16 protein-coding genes are annotated in these 20,424 nt (G+C 50.5%); 2 read left to right on the forward strand and 14 right to left on the reverse strand.

Translation table 11 applies throughout. The annotated features are described in order from the left end of the window. Window positions 1-10: 10 nt before the first annotated feature. The gene (locus HUU59_09725) at window positions 11-2,290 is read right to left on the reverse strand and encodes an NADP-dependent malic enzyme (protein ID NUO19714.1); all 2,280 of its coding nucleotides are present in this window, start codon (window positions 2,288-2,290) and stop codon (window positions 11-13) included. 215 nt (window positions 2,291-2,505) lie between these two features. Here HUU59_09725 and HUU59_09730 point away from each other — a divergent pair, with 215 nt between their 5' ends. Next, window positions 2,506-3,171 (forward strand): metalloregulator ArsR/SmtB family transcription factor, encoded by a 666-nt coding sequence (locus HUU59_09730; protein ID NUO19715.1) that lies wholly within the window; start codon window positions 2,506-2,508, stop codon window positions 3,169-3,171. Window positions 3,172-3,239: 68 nt separating this feature from the next. Further along, window positions 3,240-4,535, forward strand: a complete 1,296-nt coding sequence (locus tag HUU59_09735) for an 8-oxoguanine deaminase (protein NUO19716.1) — start codon at window positions 3,240-3,242, stop codon at window positions 4,533-4,535. Between the two features lie 74 nt (window positions 4,536-4,609). On the opposite strand, the gene HUU59_09740 is transcribed toward HUU59_09735, so the two are convergent. The 13 genes from HUU59_09740 to hypF all read right to left on the reverse strand — a co-directional run bounded on the left by HUU59_09740 (window position 4,610) and on the right by hypF (window position 20,417). After that, window positions 4,610-5,110 (reverse strand): 3-isopropylmalate dehydratase, encoded by a 501-nt coding sequence (locus HUU59_09740; GenBank protein NUO19717.1) that lies wholly within the window; start codon window positions 5,108-5,110, stop codon window positions 4,610-4,612. Between the two features lie 2 nt (window positions 5,111-5,112). Further along, complete coding sequence (locus tag HUU59_09745; protein NUO19718.1) at window positions 5,113-6,399, reverse strand: 3-isopropylmalate dehydratase large subunit; 1,287 nt, start codon at window positions 6,397-6,399, stop codon at window positions 5,113-5,115. A 15-nt stretch (window positions 6,400-6,414) separates the two neighbouring features. Beyond that, a complete protein-coding gene (locus HUU59_09750; GenBank protein NUO19719.1) occupies window positions 6,415-7,608 on the reverse strand; it encodes a CoA transferase in 1,194 nt (397 codons plus the stop codon). 8 nt (window positions 7,609-7,616) lie between these two features. Then, window positions 7,617-8,534 (reverse strand): hydroxymethylglutaryl-CoA lyase, encoded by a 918-nt coding sequence (locus tag HUU59_09755; GenBank protein NUO19720.1) that lies wholly within the window; start codon window positions 8,532-8,534, stop codon window positions 7,617-7,619. 7 nt (window positions 8,535-8,541) lie between these two features. Then, on the reverse strand, window positions 8,542-9,681 hold the full coding sequence (locus HUU59_09760) for an isocitrate/isopropylmalate dehydrogenase family protein (protein ID NUO19721.1): 1,140 nt from the start codon (window positions 9,679-9,681) through the stop codon (window positions 8,542-8,544). Window positions 9,682-9,975: 294 nt separating this feature from the next. Next, window positions 9,976-12,930 (reverse strand): CapA family protein, encoded by a 2,955-nt coding sequence (locus HUU59_09765; protein ID NUO19722.1) that lies wholly within the window; start codon window positions 12,928-12,930, stop codon window positions 9,976-9,978. Window positions 12,931-13,046: 116 nt separating this feature from the next. Then, complete coding sequence (locus HUU59_09770; protein ID NUO19723.1) at window positions 13,047-14,282, reverse strand: hypothetical protein; 1,236 nt, start codon at window positions 14,280-14,282, stop codon at window positions 13,047-13,049. Between the two features lie 444 nt (window positions 14,283-14,726). Then, window positions 14,727-15,419 carry a hydrogenase nickel incorporation protein HypB gene (gene hypB, locus HUU59_09775; GenBank protein ID NUO19724.1) on the reverse strand — a complete coding sequence of 231 codons (693 nt, stop codon included), beginning with the start codon at window positions 15,417-15,419 and terminating at the stop codon, window positions 14,727-14,729. Further along, window positions 15,400-15,771, reverse strand: coding sequence for a hydrogenase maturation nickel metallochaperone HypA (locus HUU59_09780; GenBank protein NUO19725.1), 372 nt, complete (start codon window positions 15,769-15,771; stop codon window positions 15,400-15,402). Before HUU59_09780 ends, hypB begins: the two co-directional genes overlap by 20 nt. 5 nt (window positions 15,772-15,776) lie before the next feature. Then, on the reverse strand, window positions 15,777-16,784 hold the full coding sequence (gene hypE / locus HUU59_09785) for a hydrogenase expression/formation protein HypE (GenBank protein ID NUO19726.1): 1,008 nt from the start codon (window positions 16,782-16,784) through the stop codon (window positions 15,777-15,779). Further along, a complete protein-coding gene (gene hypD, locus HUU59_09790; protein ID NUO19727.1) occupies window positions 16,777-17,877 on the reverse strand; it encodes a hydrogenase formation protein HypD in 1,101 nt (366 codons plus the stop codon). The genes hypE and hypD overlap by 8 nt, the downstream gene beginning before the upstream one ends. Beyond that, the gene (locus HUU59_09795) at window positions 17,870-18,091 is read right to left on the reverse strand and encodes a HypC/HybG/HupF family hydrogenase formation chaperone (protein NUO19728.1); all 222 of its coding nucleotides are present in this window, start codon (window positions 18,089-18,091) and stop codon (window positions 17,870-17,872) included. Before HUU59_09795 ends, hypD begins: the two co-directional genes overlap by 8 nt. A 1-nt stretch (window position 18,092) precedes the next feature. After that, window positions 18,093-20,417: a carbamoyltransferase HypF gene (gene hypF / locus HUU59_09800; GenBank protein ID NUO19729.1), complete on the reverse strand. Its 2,325-nt coding sequence runs from the start codon at window positions 20,415-20,417 to the stop codon at window positions 18,093-18,095. Window positions 20,418-20,424: the final 7 nt, after the last annotated feature.

The raw sequence follows: 20,424 nt of genomic DNA on the forward strand, positions 1-20,424 counted from the left end.
TATTAGGGATTTAGCTTCTTGAATCGACTGCGGCAAATGCCGACATTTGAACAATGTCACTTACACTTGCGCCTTGCTGCAAAATATGAACAGCGTGGTCCATTCCCATGAGTATCGGGCCTATTGCCGTTGCACCCGCAAGCTCTACAAGCAACTTGTATGCGATATTGCAGCTCGTCATGTCCGGGAATACAAGTGTATTTGCTGCTTCACCGCACAAGCTCGAAAACGGGAAGTTCTTCTGCATTATCTTCTCGACGAGTGCTGTGTCCGCCTGCATTTCGCCATCTACGACGATATCGGGACGACGATCCTTCACCAGTTCGACGGCTTGCGCGACTTTTCGGGAGTGCTTGTTTGGAACGCTGCCAAAATTTGAGAAACTCAGCATGGCAACGCGAGGTTCGATCATGAAGTTTTCGCGCACCGTGTCGGAAGTAAGAATGGCCAGTTCAGCGAGCTGTTCCGCGGACTCGACCTCGACGTTCACACCAACATCTGAAATGTAGATAATTCGATTCTTGAAGACCAGAGCAAACATCGCGGCAACACGATTGACTCCCGGCTTCTTCGGCAGGAGCTGCAGGGCAGGACGCACGGTGTCCGAGTAATGCTGTGACACACCGGCCACCAACGCATCCGCCTGCTTCTTGCGAAGAAGCAGCGGCCCAAGGTAGTTCGGGTCATTGATGAGATGCTTTGCTTCGGAAAGAGTAACACCTTTCCGCTTGCGGATATTCCAAAGCTCATTGGCATATGAGTCAATTTCCTTGATCGTCAAGGTTTGAGGGTCGAGGATGCGCATTGCATCCAAGGATATGCCAAGATCCGCCGCTCGTGACGTGATCTTCTCGGTATTTCCAATCAAGATCGGAGTACCAATCTTGTCCTCAACAACGAGCGCCGCCGCTCGCAGAATTTTCGGATTGGAGCCTTCAGGGTAAACGATACGCTTCTTCATGGTACGAGCCTGATCCACGAACATCCTCGTAACATGGCGCCCACGCCCCATCAAGCGTTCAAGGCGATTCCGATAGGACTCAAGATCTGTAATCGGTTTCGTCGCGACTCCGCTGTCCGCCGCAGCTTTCGCCACTGCAACCGCAACCCGCAGCAGCACGCGATGGTCCATCGGCTTGGGTATTACGTACTCCTTGCCGAACTTCATATATTCCAGACCGTAGGCGGAACTCACGTAGTCTGGAACATCTTCGGTGGCGAGATCCGCGAGTGCCTGTGACGAGGCCATCTTCATTTCTTCGTTGATCTGAGTGGCATGGCTGTCGAGCGCGCCTCTGAATATCGCAGGAAATCCGAGCACATTATTTATCTGATTCGGATAATCACTTCGACCTGTACACACAATTGCATCTGGCCGAGCCCGTTTCGCGTCGTTATAAGCGATTTCGGGATCGGGGTTTGCCAGCGCAAACACAATAGGATGGTCGGCCATCGTGCGAACCATGTCCTCGGACACCGTGCCACCAACTGAACAGCCGCAAAAGACGTCTGCTCCGCGGAGTGCGTCGGCAAGCGTCGCACATTCTGTCTTGCGTGCAAATGCGGCCTTGTAGCGATTGTACTTAGGGTGTGATGGATCCAAATCCTCGCGTCCAACCCGCAGCGTACCTTTCGTGTCGCACATGAACAGGTTTTCCGGATTCACTCCTAATGAAATGTACATTTTTGCGCATGCGATTGCGGACGCGCCCGCACCGTTTACCACCACTCGCACTTTTGCCATGTCCTTCCCAACCAACCGAAGGGAATTGATCAGCCCGGCGCCGGAAATGATGGCGGTGCCATGCTGATCATCGTGAAACACCGGAATTCCCATTGTGCTCTTCAACGTCTCTTCGATGTAGAAACACGCCGGTGCCGCAATGTCCTCAAGATTTATCGCTCCGAAAGTCGGTTCAAGTAACTGGCACACGCGGATGACTTCTTCAGGATCTTCGCTCTTGATTTCGATGTCAAACACATCGACACCCGCAAAGCGTTTGAAGAGTACTCCTTTGCCTTCCATCACAGGTTTGCCTGCGAGCGCGCCGATGTTTCCAAGTCCGAGCACTGCGGTTCCATTCGAAACAACAGCCACCAGGTTCTGCCTTGCCGTATATTCAGAAACAAGCAGCGGATCCCGGTGAATCTCCAGACATGGTTCCGCCACTCCGGGGCTATACGCGAGAGATAGGTCGAATTGCGTATCTACAGGTTTGGTCGGTATGACCTCAATTTTGCCTTTAGGCTCGCGACAATGATATTCTAATGCGTCCTTTGCCAATGACATATCAGTCTCCAGGGAGGTTAATCTAAGTTGGGAGTACTAATATACGATTGTTCGCTTTTCTGTTCAAAAATTCTCCTGTTTTCCTGCATGCTATGTTGCTTAGTCACATATTGTGAATTTTTTCGCTTTCGGGCTTGATTTCCTGACTGATTCGCTTGACTTGTCACTTAACCTATGTTTTATTAAAGCATTCAATTGAATTTATCGGACGAAATATGGACTCCGCAAAACTATTCCGCGAGAACTTGAATCGTCATTTCTCCCGGGTCGGCAAGGCTCTTTCAAGTCATAAGAGATTAGAAATACTTGAATTATTAAATCAAAGTTCAAAAAACGTTGATCAACTCGCGAATCTGACCGGGATGAGCGCCGCAAATACTTCGCAGCACCTCCAAGTCCTCCGAGGGGCTGGATTGGTTGAATCCAGCAGAGAGGGGACGCACATTAACTACCGGTTGTCGGGTGTACTTGTTTGGGAATTAGTCCGTAAGCTGCGGCAGGTTGCCGAAACCCATCTTGCAGATGTGGACAGGGCTGTTGCTCAACTCAGAGAGAATCAGCATATTCTGCAGGAGGTTGACAGACAGGAATTGGCGCAACTCGTGACGGCCAGGAAAGTCATTATCCTTGATGTTCGTCCAGCGGATGAGTACAAGACTGCCCATATTCAGCAAGCAATCTCGATACCCCTTGATCAGCTTGAAGATCATCTGGATCAACTTCCTGTTGACCAGCAGATTGTCGCCTATTGCCGCGGGCCGTATTGTCTGCTTGCGAGTCAGGCCGTTGCAATGCTGAGAAGTCGGGGATACAAGGCGAATGAACTGGGCGAAGGCCTTGCTGAATGGCATGAGCGCGGTGGACGTATTGAAACCGAATAGAAAGGGGTGAAGCGTTGCTCATTCAAAATCTACTTGCTGCATACACAGGTTCTAATGAGCTGAAAAATGTGTGTATCAGAATCAACGGATCCGCCATTCAAGAGGTTGCGCCCGGATTGATTCCACACACAAACGAACATGTAGTGGACGGTTCATCGCTTGTCGCGATACCGGGACTCATAAACACGCATCATCACTTCTTTCAATCGCTGACAAGATGCCTGCCCGCAAGTCAGAATTCGGGACTGTTTGAATGGCTTACGCTACATTACCCGATTTGGAAGCATTTTGACGAAAAGATGTTTCGTGCGAGCTTCCGGCTGGCAATAGCCGAGCTTATCCTGTCGGGCTGCAGCACGTCGTGCGATCATATGTATTTGTTCCCCAGTGAAGTGCAGAGTGATCTCATTGGGCTTCAGGTCGAATGTGCTGAAGAGCTTGGACTGAGATTCGCCGCACTTCGCGGATCAATGACAATGGGCAGGTCAATGGGAGGGCTACCTCCCGATGATATTGTCGAAAAAGACGGAGACGTCCTCAGGCATTGTGAGACATCCGTCCGCGCGTTCCATGACAGCAGACAGTATTCTATGAGACAGGTGCATCTTGCGCCGTGTACGCCATTCAACGTGAGTGAGGCTCTGATGCGGGATACAGCATCACTTGCCAGGCATCTTGGTGTCAGGATGCACACGCATCTCGCTGAAACAACCGACGAGACTGCGTTTTGCATGTCAAGGTATGGAAAACGCCCGCTTGCACTCATGCAAGAGTGGGGATGGCTCGGTGAAGACGTTTGGTTTGCCCACGGTGTGCATTTTAACGCTCAGGAGGTCGCACTTCTGGCGGCAACTCAGACGGGTGTCGCACATTGCCCGTCATCTAACTGCCGGTTAGGTTCGGGAAAAGCGAGTATTCGTTCCATGTTAGAGGCTGGTGTCCCAGTGGGCCTTGCTGTGGATGGCTGCGCTTCGAATGACAGTTCACACATGCTAGGTGAACTGCGGCAAACGCTGCTCCTTCATAGAACTCAAGAAGACAGGGCGTTTTTTACCGCAAGGCGTATTCTGGATTTAGCGACTCTGGGGTCTGCTCGCCTGCTTGGCCGAAGCGACATTGGAAGGCTTCAGCCGGGCATGGCAGCGGATATTGCATTGTTTGACAGCAATGAGCTTGGTTACGCCGGTTCCGCCGCCGATCCCATTGCCGCATTGATATTCTGCGCGCCAGCTCGACCACATACTGTCATTGTAGACGGGAATATCATTGTTCAAGCTCGGGAGCTGCTTACAGGCGATGAGTCACAAATTGCCGCTAATGCGCGTTTGCAGGCGGCAAGGCTAACTAAGTGCGCCTCCTTATAATCAGTGTCAGTCAACGAAAAAGCGGCCCTTGCAGTCACGCGAGGGCCGTTTTGATTACTGTTTACTCCAGTGGATTAGGACTGATCAAGCCGAGCTTTAACAAGCTTTCGCGTATAGGCTACGAGACCACCTGCTTCCATAATTGCTTGTCGCAGTTTCGGAAGCGGAACAATCTCATAACTCTTGCCTGTCGTCTTATTAAGGAGAATGTCGGCCTTCAGCTCGATATCATCGCCTTCGTTTGCTTCAATTCGCGGGCAAATTATGAGCTGAAGTCCGAGATTAACTGCATTCTGCAGGAAGATTCGCGCAAAACTCCGAGCCACAACTATCAGTCCATAGCCGTTAATGGTCGATGCGGCCTGTTCTCTTGAGCTTCCGCATCCAAAGTTCGATCCCGCAACAATAAAGCTCCCAGCCGGGAACCTGCCCGCCTTGAGAGCGGCATTGAGCTCGGTCATGTCGGCAAAGCAATATTGAGGCGTTTCCGACGGCAGAACAGTTGCCATGAAACGACCGGGGTAAATGTGATCGGTGGAGATGTCATCACCGAGAACTGCTATTACTTTGGACATGCTCAGATCTCCCTTGGATCGCTAATTGCGCCGCGAATTGCGCTTGCCGCGGCCACTTCAGGTGAACACAAATAGACTTCCGCCGTTGGATTTCCCATTCGACCCTTGAAATTCCGATTCGTCGTCGATAGAGCAACTTCACCGTCGCCTAAAGCGCCCTGGTGTACGCCAAGGCAACATCCACAACCCGGATTCATCACGACCGCTCCGGCCTCCATTAGGTCTTTGAGATAGCCAAGATCCATCGCTTCTTTATAAATCTTCCACGATGCAGGGAAGACAAGCATGCGAGTTCTGTCATGTACTTTCCTGCTCTTCAGCAATCGTGCAGCCGCTGCTAAATCATCAAGCCTGCCATTTGTGCAGGACCCGATAACAATCTGGTCAACCCGCTTTCCCTCGACATCCGTCACTGATTTCACGTGGTCAACAGTATGAGGACAGGCAATCTGAGGCGCAAGTGTTGCTGCGTCAATACTCACAACACGATCATAAACTGCATCAATGTCCGGACTTTCAAGCCAGAGCTGATCAGAAACTCCCGCCTCCTCTCGAAGATACCTTGCCGTTTCACTATCCGGTGGCACTATTCCAACTGTCGCGCCAGCTTCCACAGCCATGTTGCAAAGTACCAATCGAGAAGAAGTACTCATCGTTCTAATCGTGGAACCGTGGAACTCAAGTGCTCGATAGTTTGCACCATCTGCCTTGATTAGGCCAATGAGAAACAGAATGACATCTTTCGCGGATACGTGCGGTGAGAGCTGTCCGTCAATTACGACTTTAATCGTCATTGGTACTTCGATATTCAGTGCATTGCCCAACGCCCAAACACTGGCCATCTCTGTCGCGCCAATACCGAAAGCAAAAGCGCCCAAAGCGCCATGTGTTGTCGTGTGACTATCTGTTCCAACCACGACGCTTCCCGGTCTTACATACCCATTTTCAGGAAGAATTTGGTGGCAAATGCCACCTTCATCGCCACGAATGTCGTGAAACTTTGTTATCCCCTGCGATGCAATGAAATCCCGAACCCGTTTCTGGTTCGTTGCCGTCTTAGAACTCTCCGCTGGAATGCGATGGTCGAAGATTATCGCAATTCTGCCAGGATCCCAAACTTTTGGTTCAGTATTCAGCCCATTGTAAATCTCCTTGAATTGATGCAGAACCAATGCCGCATTCTCATGTGACATGGCAAGATCGACTTTCGGTTCAACCACATCACCTGCATTCACAAACTTCAACCCGGAAGCCCGGGCAAGAATTTTCTCTGATAGTGTCATTGGCATAATATTCTCCATCAATTAAACGGCCTTTTCCGCTCGAAACTGCTCTATCTGCTCAGCGGTGTATCCCAGATCATGAAGTATAGGTACTGTATGCTCTCCCAGCATTGGGGGCGGCATGTTTGCTCTGCCAGGTGTCAACGAGAACTTTGCGGTCATATTGAACAGCTCAATCTCACCAATTCCGGGGACATTGAGTTTAGAAAACGTGTCACGATGGCTCACTTGAGGCTGCTTCAGTGCATCCTCAAGACTAAGTATTAATCCTGCCGGGACATCATGTTTATTCAATTCGTCTACCCAGTATGCGCCATCGCGTTTCATTAACTTTTCCTCGAGAAGCGGAGTCAATGCGAGCCGATTCCGCTTTCGAGCATCACGCTCCTGAAATCTTGGGTCGGTTTTTAACTCCTGCACTCCGAGTACATCAGCCAAGGCTTCCCACTGCTCTTGTTTGTTTGCCGCGATATTAATAAAGCCATCTCGCGCCCTGAATACTCCGGACGGTGCGGCAGTGAAGTTATCATTTCCCATCATGACCGGGTGCTGTCCGCCTATCATCCAGTTAGCGACCACCCACCCCATTAGCGGCATAATGGAGTCCAAGAGAGCAATGTCTATGAACTGACCTTTACCAGTTCGCTCTCGAAAGTACAATGCACCCATGACGGCAAATGCAGCGTTCAGACCTCCGACCGTGTCACAAATCGGGAAGCCGGCTCGCAGCGGATTTAATCTCTCATCTCCGTTGATGGCCATTTCGCCCGAGAGGCCTTGAATAATCTGATCGTATGCCGGCTTAAGTGCATCCGGACCCGTTTGCCCAAACCCGGATATTGCACAGTAAATGAGTCTCGGATTGATTTCCGAAAGAATCTCATACGACAGTCCAAGACGAGACATGACATCGGGACGAAAATTTTCGACAACAACATCAGCGTCCTTCACCAGCTTCTTGAAAATCTCCTTTGCAGCCGGAACTTTTAGGTTAAGAGTGAGCGATCGCTTGTTCGCATTCTGAGCAAGGAAGCTCGTGCCCATGAGCATCTGGTTGTACGCTGGTACGCAACCGAGCTTACGCGCCAAGTCGCCGTCCTTCGGGTTTTCGATCTTAACTACATCCGCTCCAGCAAGCGCCATGTGCAGTGTCGCAAATGGACCGGACAGTACATTGGTTAAATCGAGTACGCGAATTCCTTCGAGTAAGTTCATAGTGTTTGTTAGTATAGATTCATTGCGTAGCCCACTGGGCCGGATTTGTAGACCATACCAGGCAACTCACGATTGAAGTAGCCAGCAATACTGCGTGCAGTTTGAATTAGTATATCCAGTCCGATGTCTGACCGAATTCCGGCGCGCCTCCAATAGTGGACGAGATCTTCCGTGCACACATTTCCGCCGGCGACTTTTGTGAACGGACATCCGCCAAGTCCGCCAATCGCAGACTCAAAGATCATCACCCCGGAATTCATTGCCGCGCGGCAATTGACAATGCCCATTCCATAGGTATTGTGAAGATGACATGCGCATTCGGCATGAGGATTCATTTGATGTATCTTACTGAAGAGTGTTTCAACTTGTTCCGGCAAGGCATGCCCCGCAGTGTCAGCCAAGGACACTGCATTCAGTCCCGCGTTAAAGTATTTCTCAGCAATCCGAAGTACTCGACTGGCGGGAACTTCTCCCTCAAAGCCGCAGCCAAAAGCCGACTGAACTGAAACTTGAACACGACATCCGGACGTTAAGGCGAGTTTTGCCGTGGCAATTATTCTCTCTGTAGCTTCCTCCGTAGACATCCCTGTATTCTTTTTACTATGCGTGTCACTTGCCGAGACACCCATGCAAAACATGTCCACGCCACAGGCCAAGCCCCGTTCCAGACCTTTCTCGTTCAAGACTAACCCCGAAAGAGTAACATTCCGGGGTTTTCGCCCGGGGCCATTGAAATGCCTGAACAGCGAATCAGTGTCGGCCATCTGCGGGACTTTATCGGGATGTACAAACGACCCAAGTTGGAGCATTTCGACGCCAGATTCAATGAACTTCTGTGCCCATTCAATCTTCAACTCCAGCGGAACAGTCTGCATCTCCATTTGCAGTCCGTCACGCAATCCCACCTCATGAAGAATTGGTTTCATGGAATCGCTAGGCCGCTGTGAGAGCAGGAATCTTTTCTGCTATCGCCTGACCCATTTCAAGAGTAGTGTTCTTGCCGCCCATATCATAAGTTCTGACTTTTCCTTCCTTGATGACCTCGGCAACAGCCAACTCAACTTGACGGGCGAGTTCAACTTCTCCGAGCCATTCGAGCATTTGCTTTGCTGAGAGAATTGTCGCGATCGGGTTCACTTTGTATTGACCTGCGTACTTAGGAGCCGAACCATGAGTGGGTTCAAAAACTCCAAGCTTTTCACCGATGTTGCCTGAACAGCCAAAACCTAAACCGCCAACCAGTTGTGCGCACAAATCACTGACGATATCGCCATAAAGATTTGGTGCCACCAGGACGTCATAATTAAAAGGATTCTTCAGCAGCCACATCATAATTGCATCAACGTTCGCTTCATCAAACGTAATCTCCTGGTAGTCCTTAGCCACGTCGCGGGCGCAGTCCAAGAACAATCCGTCGCTTGCTCGAACTACGTTCGCTTTGTGAACGACTGTCACTTTCTTTCGTCCTTTCTTTCGGGCAAATTCGAATGCAGCCCGGACGATGCGCTCTGATCCTTTGCGAGTATTTACTTTGCAGGAAACGGCAAAGTCATTGCCACTAAGATGTTCAAACGATTTGAAGGGCTTCGATATTCTCGTCAAAGTAGCCTTAAGTTCATCCGGAACCGGCGAAAATTCGACACCGGCGTAGAGATCCTCTGTATTTTCGCGGAAGACAACGAGATCTATGCTCTCTTTAAAGTTGAGAGGATTTCCCGGATAAGATTTGCATGGTCTCAAACAAACATATAAATCGAACTGCTGACGCATTCGCACGATCGGCGAGCGGTACACCATTCCTTTTCCCTGTAGATGCGGAGTGAGCTCTTTCTCCGCAAGCTTTACCGGTTTGGAAGTTATCGCACCAAACATGGCCGCATCGACTGTGCCAAGCAAATCAAGCGTGCGCTGTGGCAATGCATCACCTTCCCGACACCAAAACTCCCAACCGATATCCCCATGAACATAGTCTGCATCGAAATCCAGCTTGTCCAAGACTAATCGTGTTGCTTCCAGGACTTCGATACCAACACCATCACCCGGCAGCCAGCCGATTCTATATCTCTTTTTCACGTTCTTGCCTCCAAGACATCAACAATATTGTTCGATAGTAATTGAATAGTTGATACATTTTTTCAGCTAAGAGCTCAACTCTTATTCTGCAATAGTAAATATTGTGAAAGTTTTCGCGACAAAAAAGAGGTGTGAGAAGTAATGTGACGAACTTACATAACTCTCAATTCCGGTAACTTAGAGACTTAGAATATGACAAAAGCAATAAGATTAATTAGCTCTGGTGGAGGCATGCTCAGAATTACTAAAAAAGCCCCCGGTTGAGCGGGGGCCTGCTTTTGAGAATGGACAGCCTTATCTAAGATCTATTTGTGCCTCAAGCTCCGCTATTCCAATATTATCCACCGTGTACTCAATGATTGCCGTGCCATGATTGACACTATTGCGAACTTGCACATAGTGATAATCATTGGGGAACGCAGCGGATGCCGGCGCGTCACTCCAAGCATCCCATTGGACTAATGCGATGTCGTCAAACCAAGCATAACCTGTTCCGCTTGGTGGAGTATTCAGCACTTCGCGAATGACCACAAAGTAAGCATTAGCCGGAACGATCAATTGAGCGTCGCGGAATACCCAATCTGAGGTGCCGTTAAGCCCGGTGCCGATGTCCTCAATGCTGATTGCAGTGCCTCCACTGCGGCCTGACCAATACTGTGCCTGTAATAAGGCATTGTTCGCGTTCTGCGTTCGTATCCATCCACACACCGAATATGTCTGAAACGGAGAAATTGGCAAGCGGTACTCGTTGTTGCAGACGACATTCTGTGGGTTGGGAAATGTTCTGCGAAGTCTGATACTCCTTGCGCCTGATCTAAATGTGGTCGAGTCGTAAGTCTCATCCGCACTGTTCAGCAGCCAATCACTTGCGCCTTCATCTTCCTTGTTTCCTGAGTACAATCGTTCGCGCCCGAATCTAACTTGCCAGCCTGCGCCATTCTGAACTACGACACTCTGAACATAACCGTCCGCTGAAAGCTTGAACGGAGCCGATGTGAACCAAGATCCTTCCTGCCGCAGCTCAACCGTGTCAATCATGTCGCTGCTTACTCTGTTCACAGATGCAGTGTCAAAAACGACGAACGCGCTGTCCGCTCCAGCCGGTCTTATCAGCCAAGTATTCAGCCTGCGTGACATCTCGGATTCATAATCAAGTATGTTGCGTGCCAAGTCGCCGCGTGCCGGCTGGGGTATCCAATGATTAATATAGACCGGATGAACAATCGCCTGATCCACACCGTCAGCGCCATCAAAATGCGTACGCAGAACGAGACTCGGCATCGTTTCGGCATAGTTCAGGTCAAATACAAAGTTTCCGAGACTGTGGGCGATGAGCTTGCCATTGTACACCTCAAAACCTTGAATAATATGAGGATGATGCGCAATTACGAGTTCAGCACCCATATCAATCGCGTATTGTCTGATTTGCCGCTCAAGCGTATCCGGAATCAGCTCAAACAGCATGTCCTCATCGCCCAATGGATCGAAAATGTCACTTGGTCCATTCAGGAGAGGTTCAAGCGAGTATTCACTTCCGGAATGGGTGTTAATTATGACATAGTCTGAGAGCGCGGCTGCTTCTGAGACAGTGGCATCAATGGCAGCACGATTCCACATGGCAAAACCAGGGCGCGATCGTCCGGCATCCAGGAATGGCTGGACGTTGTTGTAGGATCCAGTCCTGTCAGAGAAACTCAGCATTGCGAACGATATTCCATCATGCGACAGGAACCGGACTTGCCTCGCCAATTCATCGTTCATTCCTGAACCATTATGCACAATCCCGACGCTATCCAGAACCGCCATTGTCTCAAGCATCCCCGCTTCAAGATAGTCGTAGACATGGTTATTGGCAAGAGTGACGAAGTCAACGCCGGCATTCACAAGTCCGGCAACGTTTTCCGGTCTGGATTTGAATACGATTCCCTTCGTTGGATGTCGAACCGTTGCAGTCGTGAACGGACATTCCAGATTCATGCAGCAAAGGTCTGCCTCGCCCGTCCACTGCAACGTTGGTGCAAAAATCGTATCTACCCCCCAGCTTTCAATGATACCATTGTTGTTTTCGTAGCCGCGGCCTAAGATGACATCACCGGTGAATGAAAACCACGCTTCCCGGGACTCCGTGACCGGGGAATCCACAATTGCTTGAGTCAGCCAGACACAGCGTCCGTCTTGTGCGGATACCGAGAGGGTGACGGGATATCTGCCATTCGACCTGAATGAATGTTCGGGATTAATCTGCGCAGAGCGACTCCCGTCGCCAAAATCCCAGTTTAGGCGCAGCTCAGGGCTGTCAAGGTCGTAAATAAAGGAGCGAAATGCTATTCGAAAGCTGTCCGGTTCGCTGTCGGGAAGACGCGTCCATGAGAACTCCACGTGCGGAACAAGAGGCAGTGCATTCGTCACATCACGTATCTCGTCATATCGAACGACTCCGTCAATTGAAACCGTGTCATTGTCATTCACGAATCGCAATTCCGTAATGTTTGGAGCGTAACCGAATCGACCTTGCCAATCTTCACCGACCGGCAGCAGGAAATCAACCCACTCAAGGCTGTCGAAATAGCCTTCATAGGTTGTAATCCAGTTTAGTGATTGCGGAGCCTCCTTTCCCCAAAACACATAATAGAGAAAGTTTGCCGAGTCCGCGATCCCAAAGGCATGAACCTCCCCTAGCTGAATCAGTTTCGCGGCTACACTCCATACATCCGTCGAGTCCACACGATGCGGCTGAATGATGTGGCGCTTCCAGGTGTTACCGTGCATTTGCAGCGACATCCCATTTGCATCAAAGGAATCGGTATCATCGACGGTGAAGCCACTTGGTTCAATATCTTCTCCGGGGATTGACATCAAGACGGGTACGTTTGCAAATGACAGTATGGTATCGGGAGCAAGTACCGGCGGTGGCGCATCAATCGGGTCCACTCGAAAGTACCCAAAGTCGAAGAGACCCTCTGAATCATGGTGAACGTAGAACGTGTCGCTTGTTATCGACAACGTGTCCAGATTGGACATGTCCAACGCGGTGCTGAACGTCACGCACCAGAAATGCAGAGTGTCCACGTTATTCCAATGCAAAGAAAATCCATCCTCCGTGCGGAGAATGGAAAGCGTGGTAGATTGCTCATCGAGGCGCCCGAAAGGATACCGTTCCTGCGCCATTAACGTCGAAACAAGTGCCACAGCGACAAATGTTATCAGACGGGGCACCAAATATGGAGTTCGATTCATGGTCAGATGCATTGGTTCGCCTGCGGGCTTCGAAGACGCGGGGAAATAACTCATTATAAAGTAACCCCTGATTTTGACGATGTCAATGGCAAAAAGACAATTCCTGAAATCTGTCCCGGAACCCTCTTTTATTCGGTCTGCGACCGAAGTCGGCTCAGTTCGCCATCAATCAGGGTGGACGGGAAGACCCCATCGGCTTCGTAAGTTCCCCGGTCTTGCTCAAGCAAATTCGCAATTTCCTTGCTGTTAACTGGAATTGTTTGCGGCTTAGCCTGGAACGCAGTATCGCCGTGCAGGGACTCCAGCAGCTCTCGCCGTCCTTTCATCGAGTACGCCAGACAACTTGCTTGCGCAATGCCTGCCAACAAGAGATGGGGATTAGCCGATCCATCCGGGAGGCGAAACTCCACAGTTTCCGGGTACGCTGAGGCGCCGGACGAGTCTGTCATCGTGATGGGCAGTCGTACCAGGGCCTTCCGATTGAACTGACCCCACGTGACTCCGGCGGGCGACTCCTTTCCTTGGAACAATCGCACAAACGAACTTGGAGTTCGATTCCCGAATGCCATCAGCGAGCATCCGGAAGAAAGTAACCCTGCTATCAGGAGCTCCGCCCACTCGGTGACTTTTCCCTTGTCATCAATCACTGGCAAATATTGCTCATCCTTTGTGGGGGCAAAGTGAAAGTGCATCCCGCTGCCGGCATGCCCCTTCTTGACGACAGGCTCAAAGCTAATCTCAACTCCATGTTCCAAAGCAAGATTGCGAAGCACCCATTGAGTCAATGCAACGTTGTCAGCGGCATGCGGAAGTGGAGCAAGCGCAAGCTCTATCTCATGCTGTTCCCATGTCAGCTCAGAACCGTTTTGCGCAGAAGCAAAGCCTACCTCGCTGTGTCCATACTTTACCGGAACTCCAATCTCCGACAACACCGAAAGAGTCCTGCGCCGCAAATCTTGACCGAAGACGAAGGGAGCTGCTGCGTGATAGCCTTTATCTTCAAGCCTTTCAGTTTGATTCTCGATTTGCTTGTGACCTATGAAATACTCGATTTCGCCAAGTGCATTAAGCTCAAACCCTGCAGTATCTGTGAGTCTTTGAAATGCTCTCCTTACTATTGTGCTTGCCGACTGAGCCAGAGGCTCTCCGGATCGTGAGAGGTGATCGCACAAGATTGCAAGCGTGCCTTCACTTGAAAACGGGTCAACAAACGCGCTGTCAAGTCGTGGCCGCAAAACGATGTCGGAAGCGCCTGCGCTGATTCCTGTACCGGGGAATAAGCTGGATCCGTCCGCGCGTTCACCATACCGCAGTATTTGCAGGAAATGATTGTGGTCTCTTGGTACGAAGTCCAGTGTCTTCATTCTCCCGTCTCCACCGACATGCATGAGAGATACTTGGCGAAGGTCAAGGGCGACAAAGGCGTGCGCGAGATCGTGGTCAGTCCAACTCTGTGAAGGCTTGGCTAGTGTCCGTTCTAAAATCGAGGCAGCTCTCACTAAGTAATGATTTCCGCCATGACGATCGAGATCTGTCGTAACCGAGCTCTTAGACCTTAACTTTCTAGAGATATCACCATTCATAGTTCTGATGTTTCATAACATGGTTTGAGCGACTTACTGCCGCGTAATGCTAACGCAACTTACACGGGAATATAGCAATTTTTCTAATTGTAAACTTGCGGAAAACACCTGTTGTACATACGTTCACCTCAATCTCATTTGACGAACCTTGGCATTGCCCTGTTGAAAGACACCGCAGGCTCCTCATGGGAGCCTGCGTCATCAAAGGTTCACTGCGAGCGTTGCTCAATTGGGGACTTCCGCCACCTGAGGTTTAAGGCTGTCCGTTCGCTTCCATGCCAGCCAATCGCACCACTCCTTTAGACCTTCACCTGTCTTGCTTGAAACCTGCAGAATCTCGAGCTTACCGTTCACCTTCCGGATGTTACTTGTCATACTGGATACATTCACATCCATGAAGCTTTCCAGGTCCACTTTGCTGACCAAGCAGATATCGGACTGGCGAAACATCAACGGGTACTTGAGCGGTTTGTCCTCCCCTTCAGGGAGAGAGAGCACCACGACTTTGACGTTCTCGCCTATATAAAACTCGGCAGGACAGACCAGATTCCCAATGTTCTCAACTATAATGAAGTCCAACTCTGGCAGCGGAAGCATTTCCAGTGCAGCGCGAATAAGATGTGATCCGACATGACAGTCGCCACCGAAGGGTTCGGTGTTTGCCTGGACAATAGGAATATTCAAATGAACAAGTCGCTCTGAATCAATCGTCGAAGTGATGTCACCTTCAATTACAGCACATCTATTGCCGGCGGCTTGCAGTCTTGATATCGTTTCACTAATTAGCGCTGTCTTCCCCGCTCCCGGTGAACTCATGATATTGACCATGAATATTCCGTGCGTGTCAAGAATCGCCCGATTCGCACGTGCCAGACTTTCACTTTCTTCCAAGATACTCTTAATGACTTGGATTTTCATCGGCGTTTTCCATTATTACGATGTTATTCAACAATATTCCCTGTCCATTCTCAATCGTGACTTGGCAAGACCCGCAAGCTGAGCACAAAAACTCCGGTTCGTAAATGACCTGCAAGTATCCGCACTCGTCACAGCGAATTGACACCGGCACTTTGGCGATAATAAGCTGTGCGGCCTCCATCCGGTATTCCTCCTTCATGCAATCGAACAGAAACATGAGAGAGTCAACGTTCACTGCATCAAGCATTCCGACGGTAGCATTCACTGAAACGACATTCTCCGGTCGGCACCACTTCGGTAATGACGCCGCAACGCAATCAAGCAAACACTTTGTTACGTAAGCCTCGTGCATAGTGATCAGCAGATTCGAGGAAGCAATTCGCCACTCGGCCGATGTATCAATCTATTGCCTCCGCTTTTGGTCTTGAGAGTAAGTCTATGAGTACCTTTCGAGACAATTCTACCGATGATACTTGCATGCTTGCCTTCCGTTGTCGTGCGTAGCGTACTCAAAACAGAAGCGGCCTCCTTCGCATCAACTACCATCACAACTTTGCCTTCGTTCGCAAGATGTAGCGGATCATATCCAAGAAGCTCACACACTGCCTGAGTTGTTTCCGAGACAGGTACAAGCGGCTCTTCGACTTCAATTCCAAAGGGACCAACGTGAGCAAGTTCATCAAGCACTGCTGCAAGCCCCCCCCGCGTGGGGTCACGCATCCATTTAACTGTGGAATGGATGCTTAGGACTTTCTCTATCATGTTTGTCAGCGGACTGCAGTCGCTTTGTGCATTCAACTTGTGCTGCAAAGTCAGACGTGATTCAAGAATAGCCACGGCATGGTCACCAATTGTGCCGCTCACGATCAGTGCGTCTCCGGCAGCAATGTCGCTTGAGCACAATCCTTGTCCAAGCGGATACGTTCCGATTCCCGAAGTATTTATGAAGATTTGATCGCACTGCCCCCGCGGAACCACCTTTGTATCTCCGGTGACGATTGACACTCTAGCCTGAGCTGCAGTGTTTGCAATTGACTGCGCGATGCGCTCAAGAGTGGACAAATCCAGACCCTCTTCAAGAATCATTCCGACCGAGATGCAGCATGGAGACGAGCCCATGACCAGAAGATCATTTACCGTTCCGCTTACGGCAATTGTTCCGATGTCACCGCCGTTGAAGAATAGGGGCTGGATGACATATGAGTCTGTAGTAAATACAACCTCCTTCTCAGCCAGACTTAGGCGAGCGCCATCATCAAGTCGATGCAGCTCGGGACTGTTGTATCGCGACAGTAACACGTCGTTGATTAACGACCGCATCGCAGTTCCACCTGCACCATGGTCGAGCGAAATTACGTCATGCATATGGTGCTACATCTTCAAACTGATACACTGCCGCACACGCACCTTCAGACGATACCATACACGCGCCAATTGGTGCGTCCGGTGTGCATGTGGTACCAAACAACGGACACTCAATTGGTTTAGCGGCGCCTCGGAGAATTTCACTGCAGCGGCATGATGGATGATCCACACTTTGCTTGACATGAACCGGAATCGTTCCTGCGTCCCATTTCGCGTACTCATCTCTGATCCTCAAACCGCTATCCGCAATTTCGCCCAGCCCCCTCCACCTAGACGACGTCTTCACAAAGACACGATCGATAAGTTTTCTCGCCGCGACATTACCTTGATCTCGTACCGCCCGACAGTAGCGATTTGTCAGCTCAGGCCTTGCACCACGAATTGCACAAACGATTTCGTAAATGGAATCAAGAAGGTCTATCGCTTCAAATCCCGACACGGAGCAACTAACACCAAACTCTGCCGGAATAAATCGAAATGGCTCGGTACCTGTAATTACTGCTACATGCCCGGGTAGAATCAACCCGTCAATGGAGGTTTCGGGATCGGACAGCAGAACCCGCAATGCGTTCGGCATTGTTTTTAGTCCGCAGAGTACTTTGAAATTCGGCTGATTTGAATCGATTGCTTGGCCAAGCGTCTCGGCAATAGGTCCGGCCGTCGTTTCAAACCCAATTGCAAGCAAAACAACTTCCCTCTTAGGATTCTTAGCGGCAAAGCGTAAGGCGTCAAGCGGTGAATACACAATTCGGATATCCGCTCCCCGGCTACGCGCACCATTCAGCGTTCCGCAGCTTCCCGGCACACGGGCCAAGTCACCAAAGGTCGCAATCGTTGTGTTGTCTCGCTGAGCCAGTTGGATTGCATGGTCGATGTACACTGTTTCTGTCACGCAGACGGGGCATCCTGGACCTGAGACGAGTTCGATGCCTGACGGAATTAGTGCCTTCAGCCCATGGCGATGAATTGCGGCCGTGTGACCACCGCACACTTCCATAATTCTGCAGGAGCATGTTAGTCGCAATCCTGACAATTCTCCGGCAAGCTGTTGAATCGCAGAGTGCGCAGGCGGCCTTATCACAGGATCATTCATGGCTGCCGATAATCAAGTCAATCCGCTCAGCCGACTCTCGTGCTTCAGCTTCTTCGAGTATCGTTAGTGCGTATCCGGCATGAACGAGCAAGTAGTCACCGACTTTGGCGGATGGGACTAGTCCGAGGTTGACATCGACCTGCAAACCTGAACTCTCAACCACACCGTCATTTCCATTCCTCTCTTTAAGCCGCATGGGTACTGCAAGACACATATCAGTTGCTCCGCATACAAGCGACACACGCTTGACCAAAGGATATTCCGCCGTCGTTCATGGGTACACGCTCAGGGACGAGTACTTGGACACCGTCTTTTTCTAGTCGTGACATCATAAGTTCGAGCAGAAATCTGTTCTGGAAGCAACCTCCGCTCAATGCGACAGTATTGCAGTGATTTTCCGCAAGAGCTCGAAATGCCATTTCAGTCCACCCATTTGCAAATCCCGCATGAAAGCGCTGAGATATAGATGATACTGAGCATCGTCCGTGGACATCGTCGCAGATAGCTTGAATTGCGCGGCCCGGAGAAAGCACAAGCGTGCCGCCAATTGACTGAATGTCAAATGGATAAGCGTCACCATCGTTTGTCACGGCTTGTTCTTCCAACCACATCGCGGCTTCACCTTCAAACTGTTCGCCTGTTCCGTACCCGGTCAAAGCTGCAACCGCGTCAAAGAGCCGCCCTGCGCTGCTGGTCAAAATACACTGGTTACTGTTCAGTATGTTCCTCATGAACTCAATTGCAGCCTCACCTCGTTCAGCAATTAGTTTCTTAATGAACGGAAGACGCGGATGCTCCAATTCCGCAGGACAAGAGCGGTGAAGCCAAGCCAGGGCCATTCGCCACGGCTGTGTTGCGGCCAGGTCGCCTCCAATCAAAGGCACACTTTCGAGATGCCCCGCTCGTCTGAAACTACCGATATCTCCAAACAGGAGCTCGCCTCCCCAAACAGTTCTGTCAAGCCCGTAACCAGTCCCATCGAGAATGACTCCAACAGCTTTCCCGGTGTAACCGTGCTCGGCCAGACAGGCTGCCAGATGCGCGTGATGATGCTGAACCGGCGTGGCAGGTAGAGAATGGTTTCTTGAAAGGTGTCGCGCAATTGCCGTCGACAAGTAGTCCGGATGCAGATCGTGTGCAACTCGCTCCGGATGAATATTCAATAAGCTACCGAGATGATTGAGTGCAAGCATCGCAGCTTCTCGTGTCCTTTCGCATGCAAGGTCTCCGATGTGCTGCGAAATTGTTATGGTGTCTCCTGAACCGAAAGCAACCGTGTTCTTCAGGTCGGCGCCCACGGCCACGACGGACTGCTTGAACCTCATTGGCACACGTATCGGTTCAGGGACAAAGCCGCGAGCCCTTCGAATAACGCGAGCACGTCCTTTTGACACCTGCGTGACAGAATCATCGGCAAATATGCGAATCGGCCGATCATGCACCAATATTCCATCACACAATTCGCCCCAGCGACTCATAGCTTCATCCGTTCGAAATAGCGTCGGCTCATCGGAGCGATTGGCGCTTGTCATTACAACTGGATACTTGATTTCCTCCAAGAGGCTTAAATGGAGGGGAGTATATGGAAGCATTGCGCCGACTCGACGACTGCCAGGCGCAATTAGCCCGGATAAGTTCGAGTCACGTTGACGTTGAATTAGGACGATTGGAGCTCGTGGCGATTCAAGCTCTGTAACTTCGGGAACACTTACAAGACAATGATCTCTTAAAGACTCAAGACAGGGAAACATAACAGCAAGCGGCTTTCGTTCCCTTCGCTTGCTCCTTCGAATCCGTCGTACAGCTTTGGAGTTTGTCGCATCGCAGATGAGATGAAAACCTCCAATTCCTTGAATCATTCCAACCCCGCCGACCGCTAGCAGTTGTGCCATTCGGTTGATCGCTGTTTCGTCACTCCATTCTTCAAATGAGCCGTCTGGTGCGCGATAGTGCATGCGAAGGTGCGGCCCGCAGGAATTGCAGCACGTCGGCTGCGCATGAAAGCGGCGATTTCCCGGGTCTGAATACTCCTGTTCGCACTCCGGGCACATCGCGAATTTCCCCATCGACGTAAAAGGTCGATCGTATGGCACACGGTCAATTATTGTAAACCGAGGTCCGCATTGCGTGCAGTTTATGAACAGGTGACCGGAGCGACGCGCATTCCCGCTCTTTAGCTCCGCTTTACACTCTGAACAGACCGCAAGGTCCGGCGGAATGTGTGTTTGCACATGGTCATGCGAAACACTCTTTAGTATACTAAAGCCGCCGTATTCCGCAAGAGGGAGTGCCTTGTCGGCAATACCAGTAACTTTTGCTATGGGGGGATGCTCCGTGTGAATGCTGCGCATGAACTCATTCACTGACTCGCTCTGACCTTGTACACGAATGCCGACCCCGGAAGAATCATTCCAGACTTCGCCCTTTAACCCGTATCGATTGGCCGTAACAAATACGAATGGCCGGAACCCGACACCTTGAACAATGCCTGACACTCGCAATTCATAGTGAACAGTGCCGGATGAAGATGTGTCTTGCATGCTGGAA

Source organism: bacterium (genome assembly GCA_013360195.1).
In the GTDB taxonomy this organism is placed as follows: Bacteria; Electryoneota; RPQS01; order RPQS01; family RPQS01; genus JABWCQ01.

Excerpts from the sequence above, each read along its gene's own strand:
- HUU59_09725 (NUO19714.1), bottom strand. The coding sequence starts at position 2,290 with ATGTCATTGGCAAAGGACGCATTAGAATATCATTGTCGCGAGCCTAAA.
- HUU59_09730 (NUO19715.1), top strand. The coding sequence starts at position 2,506 with ATGGACTCCGCAAAACTATTCCGCGAGAACTTGAATCGTCATTTCTCC.
- HUU59_09740 (NUO19717.1), bottom strand. The coding sequence starts at position 5,110 with ATGTCCAAAGTAATAGCAGTTCTCGGTGATGACATCTCCACCGATCAC.
- HUU59_09745 (NUO19718.1), bottom strand. The coding sequence starts at position 6,399 with ATGCCAATGACACTATCAGAGAAAATTCTTGCCCGGGCTTCCGGGTTG.
- HUU59_09750 (NUO19719.1), bottom strand. The coding sequence starts at position 7,608 with ATGAACTTACTCGAAGGAATTCGCGTACTCGATTTAACCAATGTACTG.
- HUU59_09755 (NUO19720.1), bottom strand. The coding sequence starts at position 8,534 with ATGAAACCAATTCTTCATGAGGTGGGATTGCGTGACGGACTGCAAATG.
- HUU59_09765 (NUO19722.1), bottom strand. The coding sequence starts at position 12,930 with ATGCATCTGACCATGAATCGAACTCCATATTTGGTGCCCCGTCTGATA.
- HUU59_09770 (NUO19723.1), bottom strand. The coding sequence starts at position 14,282 with ATGAAGACACTGGACTTCGTACCAAGAGACCACAATCATTTCCTGCAA.
- hypB (NUO19724.1), bottom strand. The coding sequence starts at position 15,419 with ATGAAAATCCAAGTCATTAAGAGTATCTTGGAAGAAAGTGAAAGTCTG.
- HUU59_09780 (NUO19725.1), bottom strand. The coding sequence starts at position 15,771 with ATGCACGAGGCTTACGTAACAAAGTGTTTGCTTGATTGCGTTGCGGCG.
- hypE (NUO19726.1), bottom strand. The coding sequence starts at position 16,784 with ATGCATGACGTAATTTCGCTCGACCATGGTGCAGGTGGAACTGCGATG.
- hypD (NUO19727.1), bottom strand. The coding sequence starts at position 17,877 with ATGAATGATCCTGTGATAAGGCCGCCTGCGCACTCTGCGATTCAACAG.
- HUU59_09795 (NUO19728.1), bottom strand. The coding sequence starts at position 18,091 with ATGTGTCTTGCAGTACCCATGCGGCTTAAAGAGAGGAATGGAAATGAC.
- hypF (NUO19729.1), bottom strand. The coding sequence starts at position 20,417 with ATGCAAGACACATCTTCATCCGGCACTGTTCACTATGAATTGCGAGTG.